At 72.0% G+C, this 16,041-nt stretch carries 15 protein-coding genes; 5 read left to right on the plus strand and 10 right to left on the minus strand.

Translation table 11 applies throughout. The features are described from left to right. Both dgoD and AB0I81_RS30395 read right to left on the minus strand, forming a co-directional pair. Nucleotides 1–1,146 (minus strand): galactonate dehydratase, encoded by a 1,146-nt coding sequence (gene dgoD, locus AB0I81_RS30390; RefSeq protein WP_360663342.1) that lies wholly within the window; start codon nt 1,144–1,146, stop codon nt 1–3. Nucleotides 1,147–1,191: 45 nt separating this feature from the next. Beyond that, the gene (locus tag AB0I81_RS30395; RefSeq protein WP_360663344.1) at nt 1,192–1,371 is read right to left on the minus strand and encodes an SDR family oxidoreductase; all 180 of its coding nucleotides are present in this window, start codon (nt 1,369–1,371) and stop codon (nt 1,192–1,194) included. Nucleotides 1,372–1,490: 119 nt separating this feature from the next. Between AB0I81_RS30395 and AB0I81_RS30400 the strand changes: the two genes are divergently transcribed. From AB0I81_RS30400 to AB0I81_RS30420, 5 genes are all read left to right on the plus strand, one after another. Further along, nucleotides 1,491–2,228 carry an FCD domain-containing protein gene (locus AB0I81_RS30400; protein ID WP_360663346.1) on the plus strand — a complete coding sequence of 246 codons (738 nt, stop codon included), beginning with the start codon at nt 1,491–1,493 and terminating at the stop codon, nt 2,226–2,228. A 79-nt stretch (nt 2,229–2,307) separates the two neighbouring features. Continuing rightward, nucleotides 2,308–3,285: an NlpC/P60 family protein gene (locus AB0I81_RS30405; RefSeq protein WP_360663348.1), complete on the plus strand. Its 978-nt coding sequence runs from the start codon at nt 2,308–2,310 to the stop codon at nt 3,283–3,285. Between the two features lie 145 nt (nt 3,286–3,430). Next, nucleotides 3,431–4,243: an N-acetylmuramoyl-L-alanine amidase gene (locus AB0I81_RS30410; protein ID WP_360663350.1), complete on the plus strand. Its 813-nt coding sequence runs from the start codon at nt 3,431–3,433 to the stop codon at nt 4,241–4,243. A gap of 116 nt (nt 4,244–4,359) precedes the next feature. Further along, nucleotides 4,360–5,658, plus strand: a complete 1,299-nt coding sequence (locus AB0I81_RS30415) for an alpha-glucosidase/alpha-galactosidase (protein WP_360663351.1) — start codon at nt 4,360–4,362, stop codon at nt 5,656–5,658. 8 nt (nt 5,659–5,666) lie between these two features. Continuing rightward, nucleotides 5,667–6,446: a DeoR/GlpR family DNA-binding transcription regulator gene (locus AB0I81_RS30420; RefSeq protein ID WP_360663353.1), complete on the plus strand. Its 780-nt coding sequence runs from the start codon at nt 5,667–5,669 to the stop codon at nt 6,444–6,446. 54 nt (nt 6,447–6,500) lie between these two features. Here the strand turns inward: AB0I81_RS30420 and AB0I81_RS30425 are convergent, their stop codons facing one another. The 8 genes from AB0I81_RS30425 to AB0I81_RS30460 all read right to left on the minus strand — a co-directional run bounded on the left by AB0I81_RS30425 (nt 6,501) and on the right by AB0I81_RS30460 (nt 15,658). Further along, nucleotides 6,501–7,322, minus strand: a complete 822-nt coding sequence (locus tag AB0I81_RS30425; protein WP_360663355.1) for a thioesterase domain-containing protein — start codon at nt 7,320–7,322, stop codon at nt 6,501–6,503. After that, a complete protein-coding gene (locus AB0I81_RS30430; RefSeq protein WP_360663357.1) occupies nt 7,319–8,662 on the minus strand; it encodes a condensation domain-containing protein in 1,344 nt (447 codons plus the stop codon). Before AB0I81_RS30430 ends, AB0I81_RS30425 begins: the two co-directional genes overlap by 4 nt. After that, nucleotides 8,659–9,387: an SDR family oxidoreductase gene (locus AB0I81_RS30435; RefSeq protein ID WP_360663359.1), complete on the minus strand. Its 729-nt coding sequence runs from the start codon at nt 9,385–9,387 to the stop codon at nt 8,659–8,661. The genes AB0I81_RS30430 and AB0I81_RS30435 overlap by 4 nt, the downstream gene beginning before the upstream one ends. A 32-nt stretch (nt 9,388–9,419) precedes the next feature. After that, the gene (locus tag AB0I81_RS30440; RefSeq protein ID WP_360663361.1) at nt 9,420–9,746 is read right to left on the minus strand and encodes a hypothetical protein; all 327 of its coding nucleotides are present in this window, start codon (nt 9,744–9,746) and stop codon (nt 9,420–9,422) included. A gap of 10 nt (nt 9,747–9,756) precedes the next feature. Further along, nucleotides 9,757–10,362, minus strand: coding sequence for a hypothetical protein (locus AB0I81_RS30445; RefSeq protein ID WP_360663363.1), 606 nt, complete (start codon nt 10,360–10,362; stop codon nt 9,757–9,759). Then, the gene (locus tag AB0I81_RS30450; protein ID WP_360663364.1) at nt 10,286–12,016 is read right to left on the minus strand and encodes an ABC transporter ATP-binding protein; all 1,731 of its coding nucleotides are present in this window, start codon (nt 12,014–12,016) and stop codon (nt 10,286–10,288) included. The genes AB0I81_RS30445 and AB0I81_RS30450 overlap by 77 nt, the downstream gene beginning before the upstream one ends. 98 nt (nt 12,017–12,114) lie before the next feature. Further along, on the minus strand, nt 12,115–13,956 hold the full coding sequence (locus AB0I81_RS30455) for an ABC transporter ATP-binding protein (protein WP_360663366.1): 1,842 nt from the start codon (nt 13,954–13,956) through the stop codon (nt 12,115–12,117). A 31-nt stretch (nt 13,957–13,987) separates the two neighbouring features. Then, complete coding sequence (locus AB0I81_RS30460) at nt 13,988–15,658, minus strand: carbamoyltransferase N-terminal domain-containing protein (protein WP_360663368.1); 1,671 nt, start codon at nt 15,656–15,658, stop codon at nt 13,988–13,990. Between the last annotated feature and the right edge of the window lie 383 nt (nt 15,659–16,041).

Consider the following 16,041-nt stretch of genomic DNA (forward strand, 5'->3'; position numbering starts at 1 on the left):
TCACCACTCGGCGAAGGAGCCGTCCTCGTGCCGCCAGATGGGGCCGCGCCAGCGGTGGCCCTTCTCGGCGGCGCGCTCGACGGCCCGCTCGTCGATCTCGATGCCCAGCCCCGGCCGGGTCGTCCGCCGCGCGTAGCCGCCGGTGAACGTCAGCGGCCCGGGGTCGGCGAGGTAGTCCAGCACGTCGTTGCCCTGGTTGTAGTGGATGCCGACGCTCTGCTCCTGGATGAGGAAGTTGGGGATGGCGAAGGCGAGCTGCAGGCTGGCGGCCAGCGAGATGGGGCCGAGCGGGCAGTGCGGCGCCATGGACACGTCGTAGGTCTCGGCCAGCGCGGCGATCCGGCGGACCTCCGAGATGCCGCCGGCGTGGCTCACGTCCGGCTGCGCCACCGCGATGCCCTGGCCGATGACGTCGCGGAAGTCCCAGCGCGAGAACAGCCGCTCCCCCGTCGCCAGCGGGATCGAGGTGGCGGCGGCCAGGGCGGCCAGGTTCGGCGTGTGCTCGGGCAGCACCGCCTCCTCCACGAACAGCGGCATGTACGGCTCCAGCAGCGGCAGCAGCCGCCGCGCCATGGCGGTGGACACGCGGCCGTGGAAGTCGACGGAGAAGTCGTGGTGCTCGCCGATCGCCTCCCGCACGGCGGCCACCCGGTCCACCACCTCGCGGGTGCGGGCGGGGGTGTCGATGGCGGTCAGCTCGGCCGAGCCGTTCATCTTGACCGCGGTGAACCCGGCCTCGATCTGCGCCGCCGCCGCCTCGGCCACCTCGGCGGGGCGGTCGCCGCCGATCCACGCGTACATGCGGACCTTCTCGCGCACCGGCCCGCCCAGCATGGCGTGCACCGGCAGCCCGGCGGCCTTGCCCGCGATGTCCCACAACGCCTGGTCGATCCCGGCGACCGCGCTGGAGAGCACCGGGCCGCCCCGGTAGAAGCCGCCCTTGGTCAGGACCTGCCAGTGATCCTCGATGCGCAGCGGGTCCTCGCCGATCAGGTAGTCGCTCAGCTCGGCCACGGCCGTCCTGACGGTGTCCGCCCTGCCCTCCACCACGGGCTCGCCCCAGCCGACGATGCCCTCGTCGGTGCGGATGCGCAGGAACAACCAGCGCGGCGGGACGAGAAAGGTGTCCATGGACACGATCTTCATGCGGGTTCGCTTTCCGTGAGGAGGAGTGCCTTGAAGGTGATGCGGTCAGGATGACGTGGTGGAGACGCTCCACCCGCCGTCCACGTTGAGGCAGGCCCCGGTGATGAACGACGCCTCGGGCGCGGCCAGGAACGTCACGGCGGCGGCCACCTCTTCCGGGGTGCCGAACCGGCCGGCGGGCGTCTCCCTGATCGTCGCCGCGCCGCTCATCAGCTGGTGGTTCAAGCGAGGCTCCTCAGTGTTCTGCGCGGGCGCGAGACCTGCCGCGTGAAATTAATACTATTACTTTCCGCTTCAGTATGCTTTGTTCGGGGGACCTTGTGATCTAGGGAAGCGGTGGCAGGGTGCGGACATTTCATGACTCCGGCATGGCGGACGGCGGCGGCGCACACGGCCGGGTGGTCGGCAACCTGGGCTCCGACATCGTCAACGGCGTCCTCGCCCCCGACGCGGACCTGGACGTGGCGGCGCTGCAGGAGCGGTTCGGGGTGAGCAGGACCGCCGTGCGCGAGGCGCTGCGCGTGCTGGCCGCCAAGGGCCTGGTCGGCGCCAGGCCGCGGCGCGGCACGTTCGTCGCGCCGCGCGAGCAGTGGGCGCTGCTCGACGCCGACGTGCTGCGCTGGCGCTTCGCCGCGCGGGTGGACGAGACGTTCCTGGACGAGCTGGGCGAGGTGCGGCTGACGGTGGAGCCGGCGGTGGCGCGGATGGCGGCGCTGCGGCGCACCGACCGGGACCTGGCCGCGCTGGAGGACGCGCTCGCCGCGATGCGGGCGGCCGGCGGCGGATCGGCGGGCGACCATGTGGAGGCCGACCTGTCCTTCCACCACGCCCTGCTGCGGGCGGCGCACAACGAGCTGATGGCGCGGATGGCCACGGCGATCGAGGCCGGGCTGCGGCTGCGTGACCAGTTCGTGCACACCAGGCTGGAGAGCGACTCGGCGGGCAAGCACGCCGAGGTGCTGCTGGCGGTGCGCAGGCAGCGGCCCAGGGCGGCCGAGGCCGCGATGCGGGCGCTGGTCGAGAGCTCGATCGCGGACGTCGAACTGGCCAAGAAGATCCACGCAGAGCCGCCGGCCCACTGAGACCCTGCGGGCAGGACTCTGAACACCTCCGGGGCCGTCTGCGTACCTGTCCATGCAGGCGGTCAGAAGGAGGCGGAGCGTGGACACAGGGCAGCTCGGACGGGCGGCGGCGGCTGTCACGCTGGCCGTGACCGCCCTGGCCGCCACACCCGGGACCGCTTCGGCCGACCCGTCGCCCGCCCGGGTCAGGGCCAAGCTGGTGAAGCTGAACGAGCAGGCCGACCAGCTCGTCGAGCGGTACAACCAGGCCACGGAGAAGCACAAGAGGGCCAGGAAGAAGTTCGACGGGCTGGACGCCGAGCTGAGGCGCAAGAGCGGGCAGGCCGAGGCGCTGCGCGGCGAACTGGTCGCGGTGGCGGTCCACGACTACCAGTTCGGGCCCTCGCTGGGCTGGCAGCGGATCGTCGTCCAGGGCAGCCCAGAGGCGATGCTCAACGGCATGGCCGCCTTGGACCAGATCGCCAGGGACCGCGCGGCCAAGCTGAAGCTCTTCGAGGCCACGACCAAGGAGCTGCGCGAGCGGCGCGAGGAGGCCAAGGACGCGCTGGCCGAGGCCGGGCAGGCGCGTGACGACGCGCGCCGGCGGCAGGAGAAGGTGGACAGGCTCGTCGCCCAGCAGGAGAAGCTGCTGCGCCGGCTGGGCGCCTACCGCAGCGGGAATCCGCGCAGCACCGGCGTCAGGTACAGCGGGCCGGCCTCGGGCAACGCCCGCGAGGCGCTGCAGTTCGCGTTCGCGCAGGTGGGCAAGCCGTACCGGTACGGCGGCACGGGTCCGGGCTCCTTCGACTGCTCGGGCCTGACGCAGGCCGCCTGGCGGGCGGCCGGGGTGCAACTGCCGCGGACCACGTACACGCAGTGGAGCTGGGGAGCGGGCCGGCGCGTTCCGCTGGACCAGGCGCAGCCCGGTGACCTGCTGTTCAGCAGAGGTCTCGGGCACATGGGCATGTACGCGGGCGACGGCAGGATGGTGCACGCCCCGCAGACCGGGGACGTCATCAAGATCGTCGAGCTCGACGGCTACTGGCGCGGCCGTCTCGTGGGCGCGATCCGCCCCTGATCTCCGGATCTTCCGGCGATGTGCGGCCACCTCATGCTAATGATCTATAGAGCCGATATGCGGTGATCACTTTATGCAAATATTTCGCTACTTATCGTCAATGGAAGGGTATGAGACTCATCGAAAAGCCTGATGGAGGTCCCCGATGCCCTATCTGACCCAGCTCGCCGACGTCGCCCGCCGTACCGGCCACCCGGTGACCGAGGTGCCCGGATGGAAGAGCCGGGGGCACGGGCCGCAGCCGGAGGTGCAGGGCCTGGTCTGCCATCACACCGCGGGCCCCGCCGCCGGCGGCGACTACCCCTCCCTGGCCGTCGTGCGCGACGGCCGGCCCGGCCTGTCCGGGCCGCTGTCGCAGTTCGGGCTCGGCAGGTCGGGGCACATCTACGTCATCGCGGCCGGGCGCTGCTGGCACAACGCGCCATCGACGAGCCCATGGCACGACAACTCCAGCTCGCTCGGCATCGAGGCCGAGAACAACGGCTTCCAGCCCTGGCCCGAGGCGCAACTCGACGCCTACCGCAAGTTGTGCGCGCAGCTGTGCCGCGAGTTCGGGCTGCCCGCCTCGCGGGTCAAGGCCCACCGCGAGGTCAACCGGGGCAAGCCCGACCCGCACTCCATCGACATGAACGCCTTCAGGGCGGCCGTCGCCGCCCTCATCGCCGGCACGCCCGCGCCGGACCCGAACTGGACGGAGGAGATCGTGAAGGAACTGCCGGTGATCCGGCCGGGCGACGACAACTACGACGTCAAGACCGTGCGGGGCTGCCTGTTCGCCCGGGGGCACGTACCCGCCGCCGCCTACTCCGGCGTGCAGGACGGGCTGGAGGGCTGGCTCAGATCCACCGCCTGTGACGACGGACTGGTCGAGCTGGTACGCGGGTTCCAGCGCGCCGAGGGCCTGGACGAGGACGGGCTCGTCGGCCCGCGCACCTGGCCGCCACTCCTGCGCGTATAAGTCTCCAAACGGGTAAGTCCGCCGGCCCGGGGCGTGCCGGACCGCGGCTCCCGCATGCACGCGGCCGCGGCTCCGGGGCGTGCCGGTGCCGGCCGGGGGCGTGCGATACTTCGGGGATGGCGCGGATCGTCTTCATCGGGGTCGGTGACGTGGAGCTCACGCGCCGCGCCGTCTCCGCCCTCGTGCTCGCCCCCGCACTCCGCGGCGAGCTGGAGATCGTGCTGCACGACGACGACCCCGGCAGGCTGGCCACGGCCGAGACGCTGGTGCGCGCGCTGGACGCCGAGGCGGGCGCGGAGGCGAAGATCGGCAGCGTCTTCGACCGGCGGCAGGCGCTCAAGGGCGCCGACTACGTGGTCAGCCACCTCGACGTCGGCGGGTTCGAGGCCACGCTGCGCGACTTCGAGATCCCCCACCGCTACGGCCTGCGCCAGACCATCGGCGACACCATCGGCATCGGCGGCGTCTTCCGCGGCCTGCGCACGATCCCGGTGCTGGTGGAACTGGCCGCCCAGATGGCCGAGGTGTGCCCGCAGGCGTGGCTGCTGAGCTGCAGCGACCCCATGGCGATGACCGGCTGGGCGGTGCACGAGGCCACCGGCTTCGAACGCTTCGCGGGCCTGTGCCACTCGGTGTGCGACACCCACGCCTACCTCGCCGACCTGGTCGGGCGCGACGAGGACGAGGTGAGCTTCCTCAGCGCCGGCCTCAACCACCAGTCGTTCGTGCTGCGCTTCGAGGCCGGCGGGCGCTCCCTCTACCCCGAGCTCGACGCCGTGCTCGCCGCCGACCCGCAACTGCGCCGGCACGTACGCGCCGAGCTCTACCGCACCTTCGGCTACTTCCCCACCCAGTCCAGCGAGCACGCCGCCGAGTACGTGCCCTGGATCATGCGGCACCCGGAGGAGACGGCCAGGCTCGGCGTGCCCGTCGAGGAGTACCTGCGCCGCGTCGGCAAGAGCCTGCACCTGTATGAGGAGACCCGCCGCGCGCTGTCCGCCGGCCACCCGCTGCTCATCCGCTGGCAGCACCAGGAGCCCGCGGCCGCGATGATCCTGGCGCTGCTGACCGGCGAGGAGAAGGAGCTCTACGTCAACGTGGCCAACCACGGCCTGATCGGCAACCTGCCGGAAGGCAGCTGCGTGGAGGTGCCGGCCCGGGTCGGCGCCGCGGGGGTGCGCCCGAAGGCGGTGGGCGACCTGCCCGTCCAGGTCGCCGCGCTCAACCGCACGTTCCTGAACGTGGTCGAGCTGACCGTGCGCGCCGTGCTCGACGGCGAGCGCGCGCACGTCTACCAGGCCGCGATGCTCGACCCGAACACCGCGGCCACGCTGCCGCTGCCCGCCATCGAGGCGCTCTGCGACGAGCTGATCGAGGCGCACGGCGACCTGCTGCCCGCGGCGGTCCGCCGATGATGGAGTCGATGCCGACCGAGGTGCGGCGCGAGCGCATGCTGGCGCTGCTGACCGAGCAGGAGTTCGCGCGGGTCGCGGAGCTGGCCGAGGCGTTCGGGGTGTCCAGCGTGACGGTCCGCGCGGACCTGGACGCGCTGGAGGAGCAGGGCAAGGTACGCCGGGTACGCGGCGGCGCCGTGTCCGCCGGGCCCGCCCCGCACGTCGAGCCGTCGTTCGAGCTGTCGCTGGGCACGGCGGCGGTGGAGAAGTCGCTGATCGCCAAGGTCGCGGCGCGGCTGGTCGGCTCGGGCGAGAGCGTGCTGATGGGGGCGGGCACGACGACCAGCTACGTGGCCAGGGAGCTGGTGGCGCGCTCGGACCTGACCGAGGTGACGGTCTTCACCAACGGGCTGCGTACGGCACTGGACCTGGAGCCGGCCCTCCCCCGGATCTCGGTCGTGGTGACCGGCGGCAGCCTGCGCCGCCAGCAGCACTCGCTGGTCGATCCGCTGGGCGGCAAGCTGCTGGAGGGCATCCGCGCCCACACCGTCATCCTGGGCTGCGGCGGGGTGGACGCGGCCGGCGGGGTGACCAACGTGAGCCTGCCCGACGCGGAGATGAAGCAGCGCATGTTGCGGGCCGCGACCAGGAAGATCCTGGTCGCGGACGCGTCCAAGCTGGGTGTGGTGGAGATGGCGCCGATCTGCGCGGTCGGCGAGATCGACCTGCTGATCACCGGGGAGTCGGCCGACGCCGAATGCGTCGCGGCGCTGCGGGACAAGGGCCTGGAGGTCGAGATCGCCCGCTGAGCCTGCCCACGCCTCAGAGGCGAGGTTTCTCCCGCTGAGCCTTCCCACCCTTCGTCAGGGGCCGGGGAGCCGTGCCAGGGCCGCCCGCAGGATCGGTCCCGCCTGCCGCATCACCTCCTCGGTCATCATCGTGTCGTGTTCCGCCTCGACGGTGTGATGGCCGGCGTCCGGCAGGTACGCCTTCCACGCGAGCTCCGGGCAGCCGAGACGCTCGATCGTCCGGGACGCGGAGATGCACACGGCGGGCCCGGTGTACCCGTCCGGGGAAGGCGGCGCGTCGTGCGGCCTGGCATCGAAGATCGCGACCAGGTCGACCCGCTGCCCGGCGGCCTCGATCCGGCCGGCCACCTCGTAGGCGAGCACGCCGCCCAGCGACCAGCCCGCGATCACGTACGGCCCCCCGGGATGCGTGGACCTGACGAGCCCGGCATAACGGTCGGCGAGCTCCCGCACCGGCCGGAGGCCGCCGTTCCGTTCGGTGGCCTGGATGCCGTGGACGGGATGCCCGGGATCGACGTACGGCAGGATCGCCGAGTAGCACCAGGCCAGGCCGCCGATCGGATGGATGCAGAAGATCGGCCGCCCGGACGCCCGCCCGCGCCGCAACTCGATGACGCCGGCGAACTGGCCGGCGGGAACCTCGTGGGGTCCGGCCGCGACCTGTTGCGCGAGGCCGGCCACCGTCGGCGTCTCGAAGAACGCCCGCACGTCCAGCGCCACCCCGGTGAGCCGCCGGATCCGGTCGATCACCTTCGCCACCTGGAGCGAGCGGCCGCCGAGTGCGAAGAAGTCCTCGTGCACCTCGATGCGATCCCGCCCGAGAACGTCGGCCCAGACGCCGGCGATCAGCAGTTCGGCCTCGCGAAGGCGCGTCACGATGCTCCTTCGTCCGGCAGGCAGTCGATGAGGGCGCGTTCGAGATCCCGCAGGAATTCGACGATCTCGGCGGAGGTGAGCACCGCGGTGTCGGCCCGCAGGCTGAGATGGAAATCCGTCGCGTTGCCGTGCGCGGCGAGGTAGAACCGCTCGTTCTGCACGGGTGTGCCGCCGGCGCGTTCGTACCGGGATCGTGTGAGAAGCCGTTCCGCCTCGGCCCGGGTGAGGCCCGCGGGCTCCTGTGCGTCCGGGCCCTCGGGCACGTCGAGGTTCACCACGCACGCAAGCTTGGCCCCGGCCGCCCGCGCGTCGTAGGACTCGCGCAGCGTCTCGGCCAGGTCGCCGGGATGGCAGTGCCCGACCAGGGCCGCGAGCATGCCCGCCCGGTAGCACCGGGAGATGAGCTTGTGCGGCGGCACGTCGGCGACGGGAAGCGCGGCGGGAACCCCCTGCACCAGGGTGCCCGGATAGCACATGGCTTCGAGGTCGTACCTGTGGTTCGCCGCCAGCACGATGCCGCAGGTCCTGCTTCCGCTCCTGCCCGCCAGCCGCACGGCGGCCATCGCGAGGATGACCGCCGCGGTGCTCACGCCCAACTCCGCGGCGAGCCCCTGCGACACGGCGCGCACGACCTCGGAGTGCATCCTGTACGTCCGGTAGCGCGGGCTCTCCGGCCGGTGACCGGCGTAGGGAAGGGGGTCGTCGGGGAACCTGGCGAGTTCCTCCTTCCAGTACCGGACGCCGCGCGCCGAACGTTCCACCCCTTTGGCGCTCTGTTCCTCCAGCGCGCGGTCCGCCGGGTGGGTCAGCTCGCCGGGGCAGTCCGGCCGACCGTGCAGCAGGGACTCGAAGTGCTCCAGGACGGGCACCATGCCGTGGCAGTCGATGGCCATGTGGAAGGTGCACAGGACGACGAACGCCGGGTTGCCGTCCGAGGTGATCACGGCTGCCCGCAGGGACAGCTCCGGAAGGGTGAACGGCTGGTCGTTGAAGTCCCGCACGGCGGTGGCGGCGGCCTCTTCCGCGTCGTCGGCGTCCCGCACCTCGGCCCGCAGGTGCCCTTCGGCGAGGATCACCTGCTGGGGCACGTCATCGGGAGTCAGGGAGAACTTCGTCCTGAAGGTCTCGTACCGGTCGAGGAGCGCCGCGAGGGCGTCGGCCACCGCCGAGAGGTCGCACCCGTCGGGCACCGCGACGACGTGGCTGCCGCTCAGGTCGGAATAGTACGGGGCCCGCGCCACGATGGACTCCCACACCCAGTGCTGCCCCCAGGTGAGCGGAAAGGCTCCCGAGCGTGCCCCCTTGAAGGGGATGTCGAGGACGTACGGTGTGGTCGTCACGCGGTCGCGCCTCCGTCCACGGGAATCATCGCGCCACTCAGGTAGGACGCGGCAGGCGACAGGACGAAGGCCGCGACCCGCGCGAACTCGCCCGGCTCACCCGAGCGCCCCAGCGGGATCACGCCGGTCTTCGGAACTCCCGCGTCCACGTAGCCGGTGCGCTCGGTGAGGATGCGGCCGGGGAGCAGCGCGTTGACCCTGATGCCGCGGCTGCCGAGCCCGGTTGCCATGGTCCTCATCAGCATGGCGAGGCCGGGCCGCAGCCCGTTGGAGATGTCGAGCCCCGGTATCGGAGCGTGTGCCGAGGTGGACAGGACGAAGGCCATCGAGCCGTTCCCGGCGAGGTTGTCGGCGATCACCCGCGCCGCCCGTACGGCTCCGAGGAACACCGATTCGAACGAGCGCCGCCAGATGTCGTCGGAGACCTCCGCCACGCTGCCGACAGGCGGCCCTCCCCCGTTGACCAGCGCCCCGTCCAGGCGGTCCCAGCGGTCCATGGCCGCGCCGACGAGCCGCTCCGGGCTCTCCGGGTCCGCGTTGTCGGCCGCGACGCCCGCCGCCCGCGGCTCGCCGAGTTCCCTGACCGCGGCGGCGAGGGAGCCGGCGTTCCGCCCCGAGATCACCACCCGCGCCCCCTCGGCCGTCAGCGCCCGCGCGACGGCGAATCCCAGGCCACGAGTGCCGCCGCTGACGACGTAGACCCGATCGGTCAACCCCAAGTCCAAGATCGATCACCTTCCGAAGAGTTGTTCGCCGCTCACTGCTCCGCCCGATGGCGGTCGGGTTCCTCGAAGACCTCGACGATGTAGGTGCCGGGGTCCACGACCGCCGAGTGTTCTTCCTGGTCGGCGATGGCGAACGTCTCACCCGCCAGCCAGGCCCTGGTCCGGCCGCCGATCGTCATGACGGTGCGTCCGCCGAGGACGAAGCCGAGCTGCGGCCCGTGCCGGTGCGGCCGGACCTCGGCGCCCTCGGGGAACTCCCAGAGCACGAGTTGTCCGTGCGGGCTGGACATCAGCCAGCCGACGGCGCCCGGGAACGGCGTGTTGATCTGCGGCAGTTTCCTGACCCATTCGGGGTACATGCGCTGCTCCTCATCGGTAGAGGGTCCACACCATGGTCGGATGGAAGTGATCGAGCGGTTCGAGCGCGGATTCGGCGACCACGTCGGCCGAACCGATGCAGGCGTCGACCCGGCCGCTGGCCGCCGCCTCGACGGCCAGCGGCTTGGAGCCGACGAAGGTGATCTCGGCGCCGGCGCAGGCCTGCCGCGCGAACACGGCGGTGGCCGGATGCGCGGCGATGGACCGCACGGACTCGCGGTCGGCGACCCGATCGCGGTTGATCGCCAGGCACATCGCCTTGGTCGGGCTCTCCCAGACATCCACGATCCGCATCCGGCCGAGCAGCCGGAAGTGCAGGTCCACCCAGGTGTCGGCCAGCCTGCCCTCCTGGATGTCGAGGTATCCCGTGGGGATGAGCGCGTATCCACCGCTCTGCTGGGCGTGTTCGGCGGCGGCGGCGAAGGAGGGGAACAGCGCGACCGCCGAGCAGTGCTTCCTGGCCTCGTGCGCCGAGTCGGTCCCGTGGGGCCCGAGGGTCGAGATGACGCCGTCGAGCCGGTCACCGGACAGTACGGCTCCCGCTCCACGCCCGCCAGAGTCCGGCATAGCGCCCATCGAGCGCCAGCAGTCGGTCATGGGTTCCCTCCTCGACGATCTGTCCGTCGTGCATGACGAGGATCCGGTCGGCCGGCCGCGCCTGGGTCAGCCGGTGGGCCACCACGAGGGCGGTACGGCCCCGCATCGCCGCCTCCGCGGCCCGATCGAGGTCGCGGGCGCTCGCCGAGCCGGCCTCCGCGGTGGCCTCGTCCAGCACGACGAAGCGCGGATCGCCGAGCACGATCCGCGCCAGGGCCAGGTGCTGCACCTGGTGGGGAGTCAGGTGGTGGCCCGCGTCCCCGATGACCGTGTCCAGCCCTTCGGGCAGCGCGGCGACCCACCGGTCGGCGAAGGTGGCGGCCAGCGCCTGCCACACGTCCTCGTCGGCGGCCACGGGCTCGGCCAGCGTCAGGAAGTCCCGTACGGTGCCGGCGAAGGCGTGGGGATCCTGGGCGACCAGGATCCTCCGGGACCGCGACCCGGCCAGCACGCTGCCCGTGGCCGGTCGCACCATCCCGGCGGCGATCGCGCCGAGCGTGGACTTCCCCGCCCCGGTCGCGCCGACGAGGGCGATCCGCTCTCCGGGGGTGATCCGCAGGTCGATGCCGCGCAGGACCGGTCTGCCCGGTACGTACTCGTGGCCGACGCCGATGAGGGCGATCTCGCCCTCCCTGACAGTGCTGTCGGCGTCCGGTTCGGCCGGGGGCGGCAGTGAGGCGATGCCGACGAGCCTGGCCAGGGCGGCGCCCATCGCCTGGAAGCGGTCGAAGGTGAACAGCAGCCCGCCGATGGGGCCGAACAGGCGCAGGAAGTACAGGGCGGCGGCGGTGACGGCGCCGACCGTCGTGGCGTGGTCGCGCACGGCCAGGAACCCGGCGAGCAGGACCATGCTCAGCCCGATGAGTTCGGCCAGGTTGTTGCGGTTCAGGAACTGCAGGCTGCGCCGGTAGACCGAGACGGACACCTGCGCGGACCGCTTCGAGGTCTCGTCGATCCGGCGCAGCAGCAGGGGCCCGATCCCGAACGCCCGCGCCGTGGGGGCGCTGCCGACGCCGGACAGGAGCGCTTCCGCGCGTTCTCCCTGGGCGATCCGCTGCTCGCGGTAGAGCGGTCGCGAGCGGGGCAGGTACCAGCGCAGGCCCAGGACGTACACAGGCGCGGCGCAGAGCATGGCCAGTCCGAGGCGCCAGTCGAGGGCCAGCACGCCGGCCACCGTGAACACGACCGCGACGGCCGAGTTCGCGATCACCGGCACGACGCCCTTCATCGCCTCCGACACCGTGCGCACGTCGTCGGAGAGCCGGGAGAGCAGGTCGCCGGTGGTGGAACGTTCCAGCCGGTCGGCGGGCAGGCGCAGGACCCGGGTGAGCGCCTGCTCGCGCAGTTCGGCCAGGGCGGGCTCGCCCACCCGCGCCAGCATCACCACGGCCGCGCCGCCGGCCAGCGCGCCGGCCAGGGCGGCGCCGGCGATGATCAGTGCGGCGGGCAGGAGGGTGTCCCGGCCCGCGGCGACGTCATCGGCGATCCCGCCCAGGGCCCAGGGGGCGACAAGGCCCGCGCCGCCCGCCAGGAAGAACGCCAGGACCATGATCGCGTTCGCGTGGCGGCGGCGGGCTGCCGGCATGCGCCAGATGAACGAGCAGGTCTGCCGGGTGGTGGCGATCGGCAGGAGCTCCGGCCCCTGGCTTACCACGGCTCGATTCCCGCCCGCTCCGGGTTCCCGGCCCATCGCATTCCCGCGCGCTTCGGGCTCCCGGCCCGTCACATTCCCGCGCGCTTCGGGCTTCTGGCTCATCGCAGCACCAGGTCCGCGTAATCCGGACGGCTGAGCAGTTCCCGATGGGTTCCGGTGCCGGTCACGCGGCCGGCTGTCACGTACGCCACCCGGTCGGCCTGGGCGAGCAGGGCGGGGCTGGTGGTGACGATCCAGGTGGTGCGCGAGCCCGACCGGTGGCGTGCGGCTCTGAGGCCGAGGGCGATCCGCTGCTCGGTCATGGCGTCCACCGCGCTGGTCGGATGGTCCAGCACGAGGATCGGCGGGTCGGCCGTAAGTGCCCTGGCCAGCGCGATGCGTTGCCGTTGCCCGCCGGAGTAGGTGCCGCCCCTCGCCGTGACCGGCTGGTCGAGGCCGCTGTCGTGCAGGCGCATGATGTCGTGCGCCGCCACGACGCCGAGGATCCGGGTGAGGTGGGCGTCGTCGTGCCGGGTGTCCGGGTCGAGGTTGCCGCGCAGCGTTCCGGCCAGCAGGTCGCTGTGGTGGGGGTTGACCAGCAGGCGCTCACCACGTGCCGCAACGCTCAGCTCGTTGATCGCCGTCCCTTCGAGGCGGACGTCGCCGGCGACATCCTGCGCGGGGATCTCACCGGACAGGAGGCGCAGCAGGTCGGTGGTGGCGGCGGGGTCGTCGACGGCGAGGCAGAGCAGTTCGCCGGGCCGGGAGATGAGGGAGAAGTCGTGCAACGCGCCGGCGCTCACCTTCTCCAGCGTGAGCGTCGGAGTCGTGCGCGGCGGGGTCGTGCGCGGCGGGGTCGTGAGAGTCGGGGTCGTGAGAGTCGGGTGCGCGGTTCCGGCGGTCAGCAGTGGTGGGGTGCGCAGGAAGGCGGCGATCCGGGACGCCGAGGCGTGGCCGTCCGCCACCAGGGCGCCGACCTGGCCGAGGGTCTGGATGGGGCCGGCGTAGAACTGGGTGAGGCCGACGATCGCGATCAGGTCGCCGATGGAGATGGCGTGCTCCAGCGCCCGCGTTCCGGCCAGCAGGGCGACGCCGGCCAGGAACAGCCCGCTGAGCGCGGTGGAGACCGCCTTCAGCAGCGCCTGGGAGCCGGCCACCCGGATGCCCGCGGTCTTGGCGACCTGGCTTCGCCGCCGGTAGCGGGCGGCGGCCTCGTCCTCGGCGCCGAGGCCCTTGATGACCCGCAGGCCGCGCACGAGGTCCGCGGCGGCCGCGCTGGTGTCGGCGATCCGGCCGCGCTGGTCGCGGCTGCGGCGGGAGATCGCGGGCGTGACCGACTGGGTGAGGAGCAGGACGAGGGGCACGCCGAGCAGCACGGTCAGCCCGACCACGACGTCGATCCGCAGCAGCACGACGCCGCTCGCCGCCACGGCCGCCGCCGAGGCGAAGGTGTAGCCGGCCGACTGCGCCAGCGTGCCGACGCCGTCGGCGTCCGCCGTGGCCAGGGAGAGGGTCGCGCCGGGTAGCCGGCCGGTGCGCGCGCCGAGCGGGCGCAGCACGTGCCGGGCGATCTCGGTACGGATCCGGTGGCTCTCCATCTGGTCGATCCGGTACGCGATGAGCGCGCCGTACCGGAAGAAGAACATCAGCGAGGCGAACACCACGGCCAGCAGCGATCCCCACGCGAGCAGGGCGCCGGCGCTGCCCGTCACGACGGCGTGATCGATGAGCCGGCCGGCCACGACGGGAACCATGGCCTCGGACAGCTGCCACACGGCGAGCAGGGCGAAGGACGCCGCCACCGCGCGGGCGTTGCGGCGCAGCACCCGCGTGAGCAGCCCGCGTGCCGAGGGCGGGGAGTCTCGTATCGGCGGCTCGCTCGCTGTCGCCGGGCACCTCGCATCGGACGGTTCGCCCCCTGCCACCGGGCGCTCCGCATCGGGCGGTTCGGTCGCAGTCACCGGGCGCCTCGCGTTGGCGGATTGCTCGTTGTCACCGGGCCCCCGGACGGGTGTACAGCACGCCGTCCGACCAGATGTGGCGTGTTCCGCCCCATCGGGCGGCGGAGGCGACGTCGGGGAAGAAGCCGCGTCCCTCGAAGTTCGCGCTGGTGTTGCAGAGCACGGGCACGCCGCTGAGCCGCGCGTACGCGCTCAGGATGCGGGCGGTGGCGAAGTCGCCGCGCTCGTCGATGGTCTGGAGTCTGGCGGTGCCGTCCAGGTGGACGACGGCCGGGACCCGTTCGGCCCAGCCGGGCCGCATGACGTGCTCGAACAACATGTAGGGGTCAGGGGTGCCGGGCGCGAACACCTCAGGGGCGCGGGACTCCAGGCAGATCGGCGCCACCGGCCGGTAGGCGGCCCGGCGTTTGACGGCGTTGAGCCGGGCCTTCATGCCGGGGTGGGTGGCGGGTGCGAGGATGCTCCGGTTGCCCAGGGCCCGCGGGCCCAGTTCGGCGCGGCCGGACAGCACGACGACCGGCTCGCCCTCGGTGTGGAGCAGGAGCGCCAGGTGGCGTTCGTCGCAGGGGCGGGCCTGCCAGCCGGCGGGGGTCGTGGCGGGGCCGAGTGCCGGGCCGCTGTAGACGTCCCAGGTCAGGGCGAGTGGTCCGCGCCGGAACATCTCGCAGGCCGCCGTGCCGATGGCCGCGCCGGCGTCGTTCGGGAACGGCGGCACGAACACCTCCTGGAAGAGGCCGGCGGCGCGGATCAGGGTGTTCCACTTGATGTTGAGCGCGCAGCCGCCGCCGAGCACCAGGTTGGCGCGTTGCCCCGGGAACCGGTGCTCCATCACGGTGGTGAGGCGGTGGAGCAGTTTGTGGCCGATGTAGTCCTGGAATGTGGCGATGATGTCCGCGTCGGACATCCCCGGCATGATCTCGTCCCGGTTGGAGGCGACCTTCTCGCCCAGCGTGCGGGCGTTGTCGGCGTCCACGTCGGGGAAGCCGGCGATGATGCCGTCGAGCACGGGGAAGGCGGCCGGCTCGGCCTTTCCCAGCGCCGCGTACGCCATCGCCTTGCCCGCGATGGACAGGTGGTGGCGGATCACCTCCTCCGGCGAGAGGCCGCCGAGGTCGGCCGAGAACGGGGCGAACTGGGCGCTGAAGTCCGCGAAGCTGTTGCCGGTGATCGGCAGCAGGGCAGAGACGAGTGTCATCTCGCGGGTGGCGGCCCGCACCTGGTACAGCCTCGGCACGATGCCGCCGTCCCACACCAGGACGAGCGCGTCCTGCGCGCGGGCGGCGAACGGGCTGGAGCAGTAGGCGCCGAGGACGTGGCCGGTCACGTGGGTGTAGCCGGCGTAGTCATGGAAAGGGCCGCCGAAGTGGCCGCCGAAGGTGTGCCGCTGCAGCGGGCCCTCGTCGCCGGGGCTCTCCACGTAGGGGGCGACCGCGAGCGCGGCCGGACGGTCCCCGTCGCGCAGGGCGATGGAGTGGGTACCGTTCTCGGCGGTCGTGTACCAGCCGTCCACCACGAACTGGTCGACGTCGCCGGGCGACAGCCCTTCCGCGGCCAGGATGCCGGTCACCCGCCGGAGGTCGTCCAGGGAACTGTAGCGTTCCCCATTGTCCAGTTTTTCGGTTTCGATACTGAATCGCAGGCGACCATTTTCGATGACGGCCACCGCACCGTCATGGGATGCCTTAATGCCGCAGATGAGCATGAATCAGCCATCCTTTCCGACACGACAACGATCGGATGTCCGACGATCCTTCCGCTGAACAATTCCCAAGGCTAACAGCCGCCCCGGACTCGGGACACATTATTTAACGTCGTCCCCGGATGATCTCCGGAGCCGGGCGCGGGTAAATCCCGGCGAATAATCGGTTGCCCTTCTGACCTGCTGCTGTATCTTCAGCGATTGGAGATGAGCGGCCTCATGGCGCGCGAATTTACTCAATTGTCCGCTTTAGGACCACAGAGGGAGTTGTGCAGTTGGGTAAGGACATTCGCCATACAGATGTAACCGGCTGGGAAGGCCCGGCGACGTATTTCCAATTCATCGAATGCGCGGACGTACGGCCGTCCCTGATCATCGATGTTCTG

Origin of the sequence: Nonomuraea sp. NPDC050404, from assembly GCF_040655495.1 — a bacterium.
Classification (GTDB): Bacteria; Actinomycetota; Actinomycetes; order Streptosporangiales; family Streptosporangiaceae; genus Nonomuraea.

Excerpts from the sequence above, each read along its gene's own strand:
- AB0I81_RS30415 (WP_360663351.1), top strand. The coding sequence starts at position 4,360 with ATGGCGCGGATCGTCTTCATCGGGGTCGGTGACGTGGAGCTCACGCGC.
- AB0I81_RS30420 (WP_360663353.1), top strand. The coding sequence starts at position 5,667 with ATGCCGACCGAGGTGCGGCGCGAGCGCATGCTGGCGCTGCTGACCGAG.
- AB0I81_RS30440 (WP_360663361.1), bottom strand. The coding sequence starts at position 9,746 with ATGTACCCCGAATGGGTCAGGAAACTGCCGCAGATCAACACGCCGTTC.
- AB0I81_RS30460 (WP_360663368.1), bottom strand. The coding sequence starts at position 15,658 with ATGCTCATCTGCGGCATTAAGGCATCCCATGACGGTGCGGTGGCCGTC.
- AB0I81_RS30410 (WP_360663350.1), top strand. The coding sequence starts at position 3,431 with ATGCCCTATCTGACCCAGCTCGCCGACGTCGCCCGCCGTACCGGCCAC.
- dgoD (WP_360663342.1), bottom strand. The coding sequence starts at position 1,146 with ATGAAGATCGTGTCCATGGACACCTTTCTCGTCCCGCCGCGCTGGTTG.
- AB0I81_RS30445 (WP_360663363.1), bottom strand. The coding sequence starts at position 10,362 with ATGACCGACTGCTGGCGCTCGATGGGCGCTATGCCGGACTCTGGCGGG.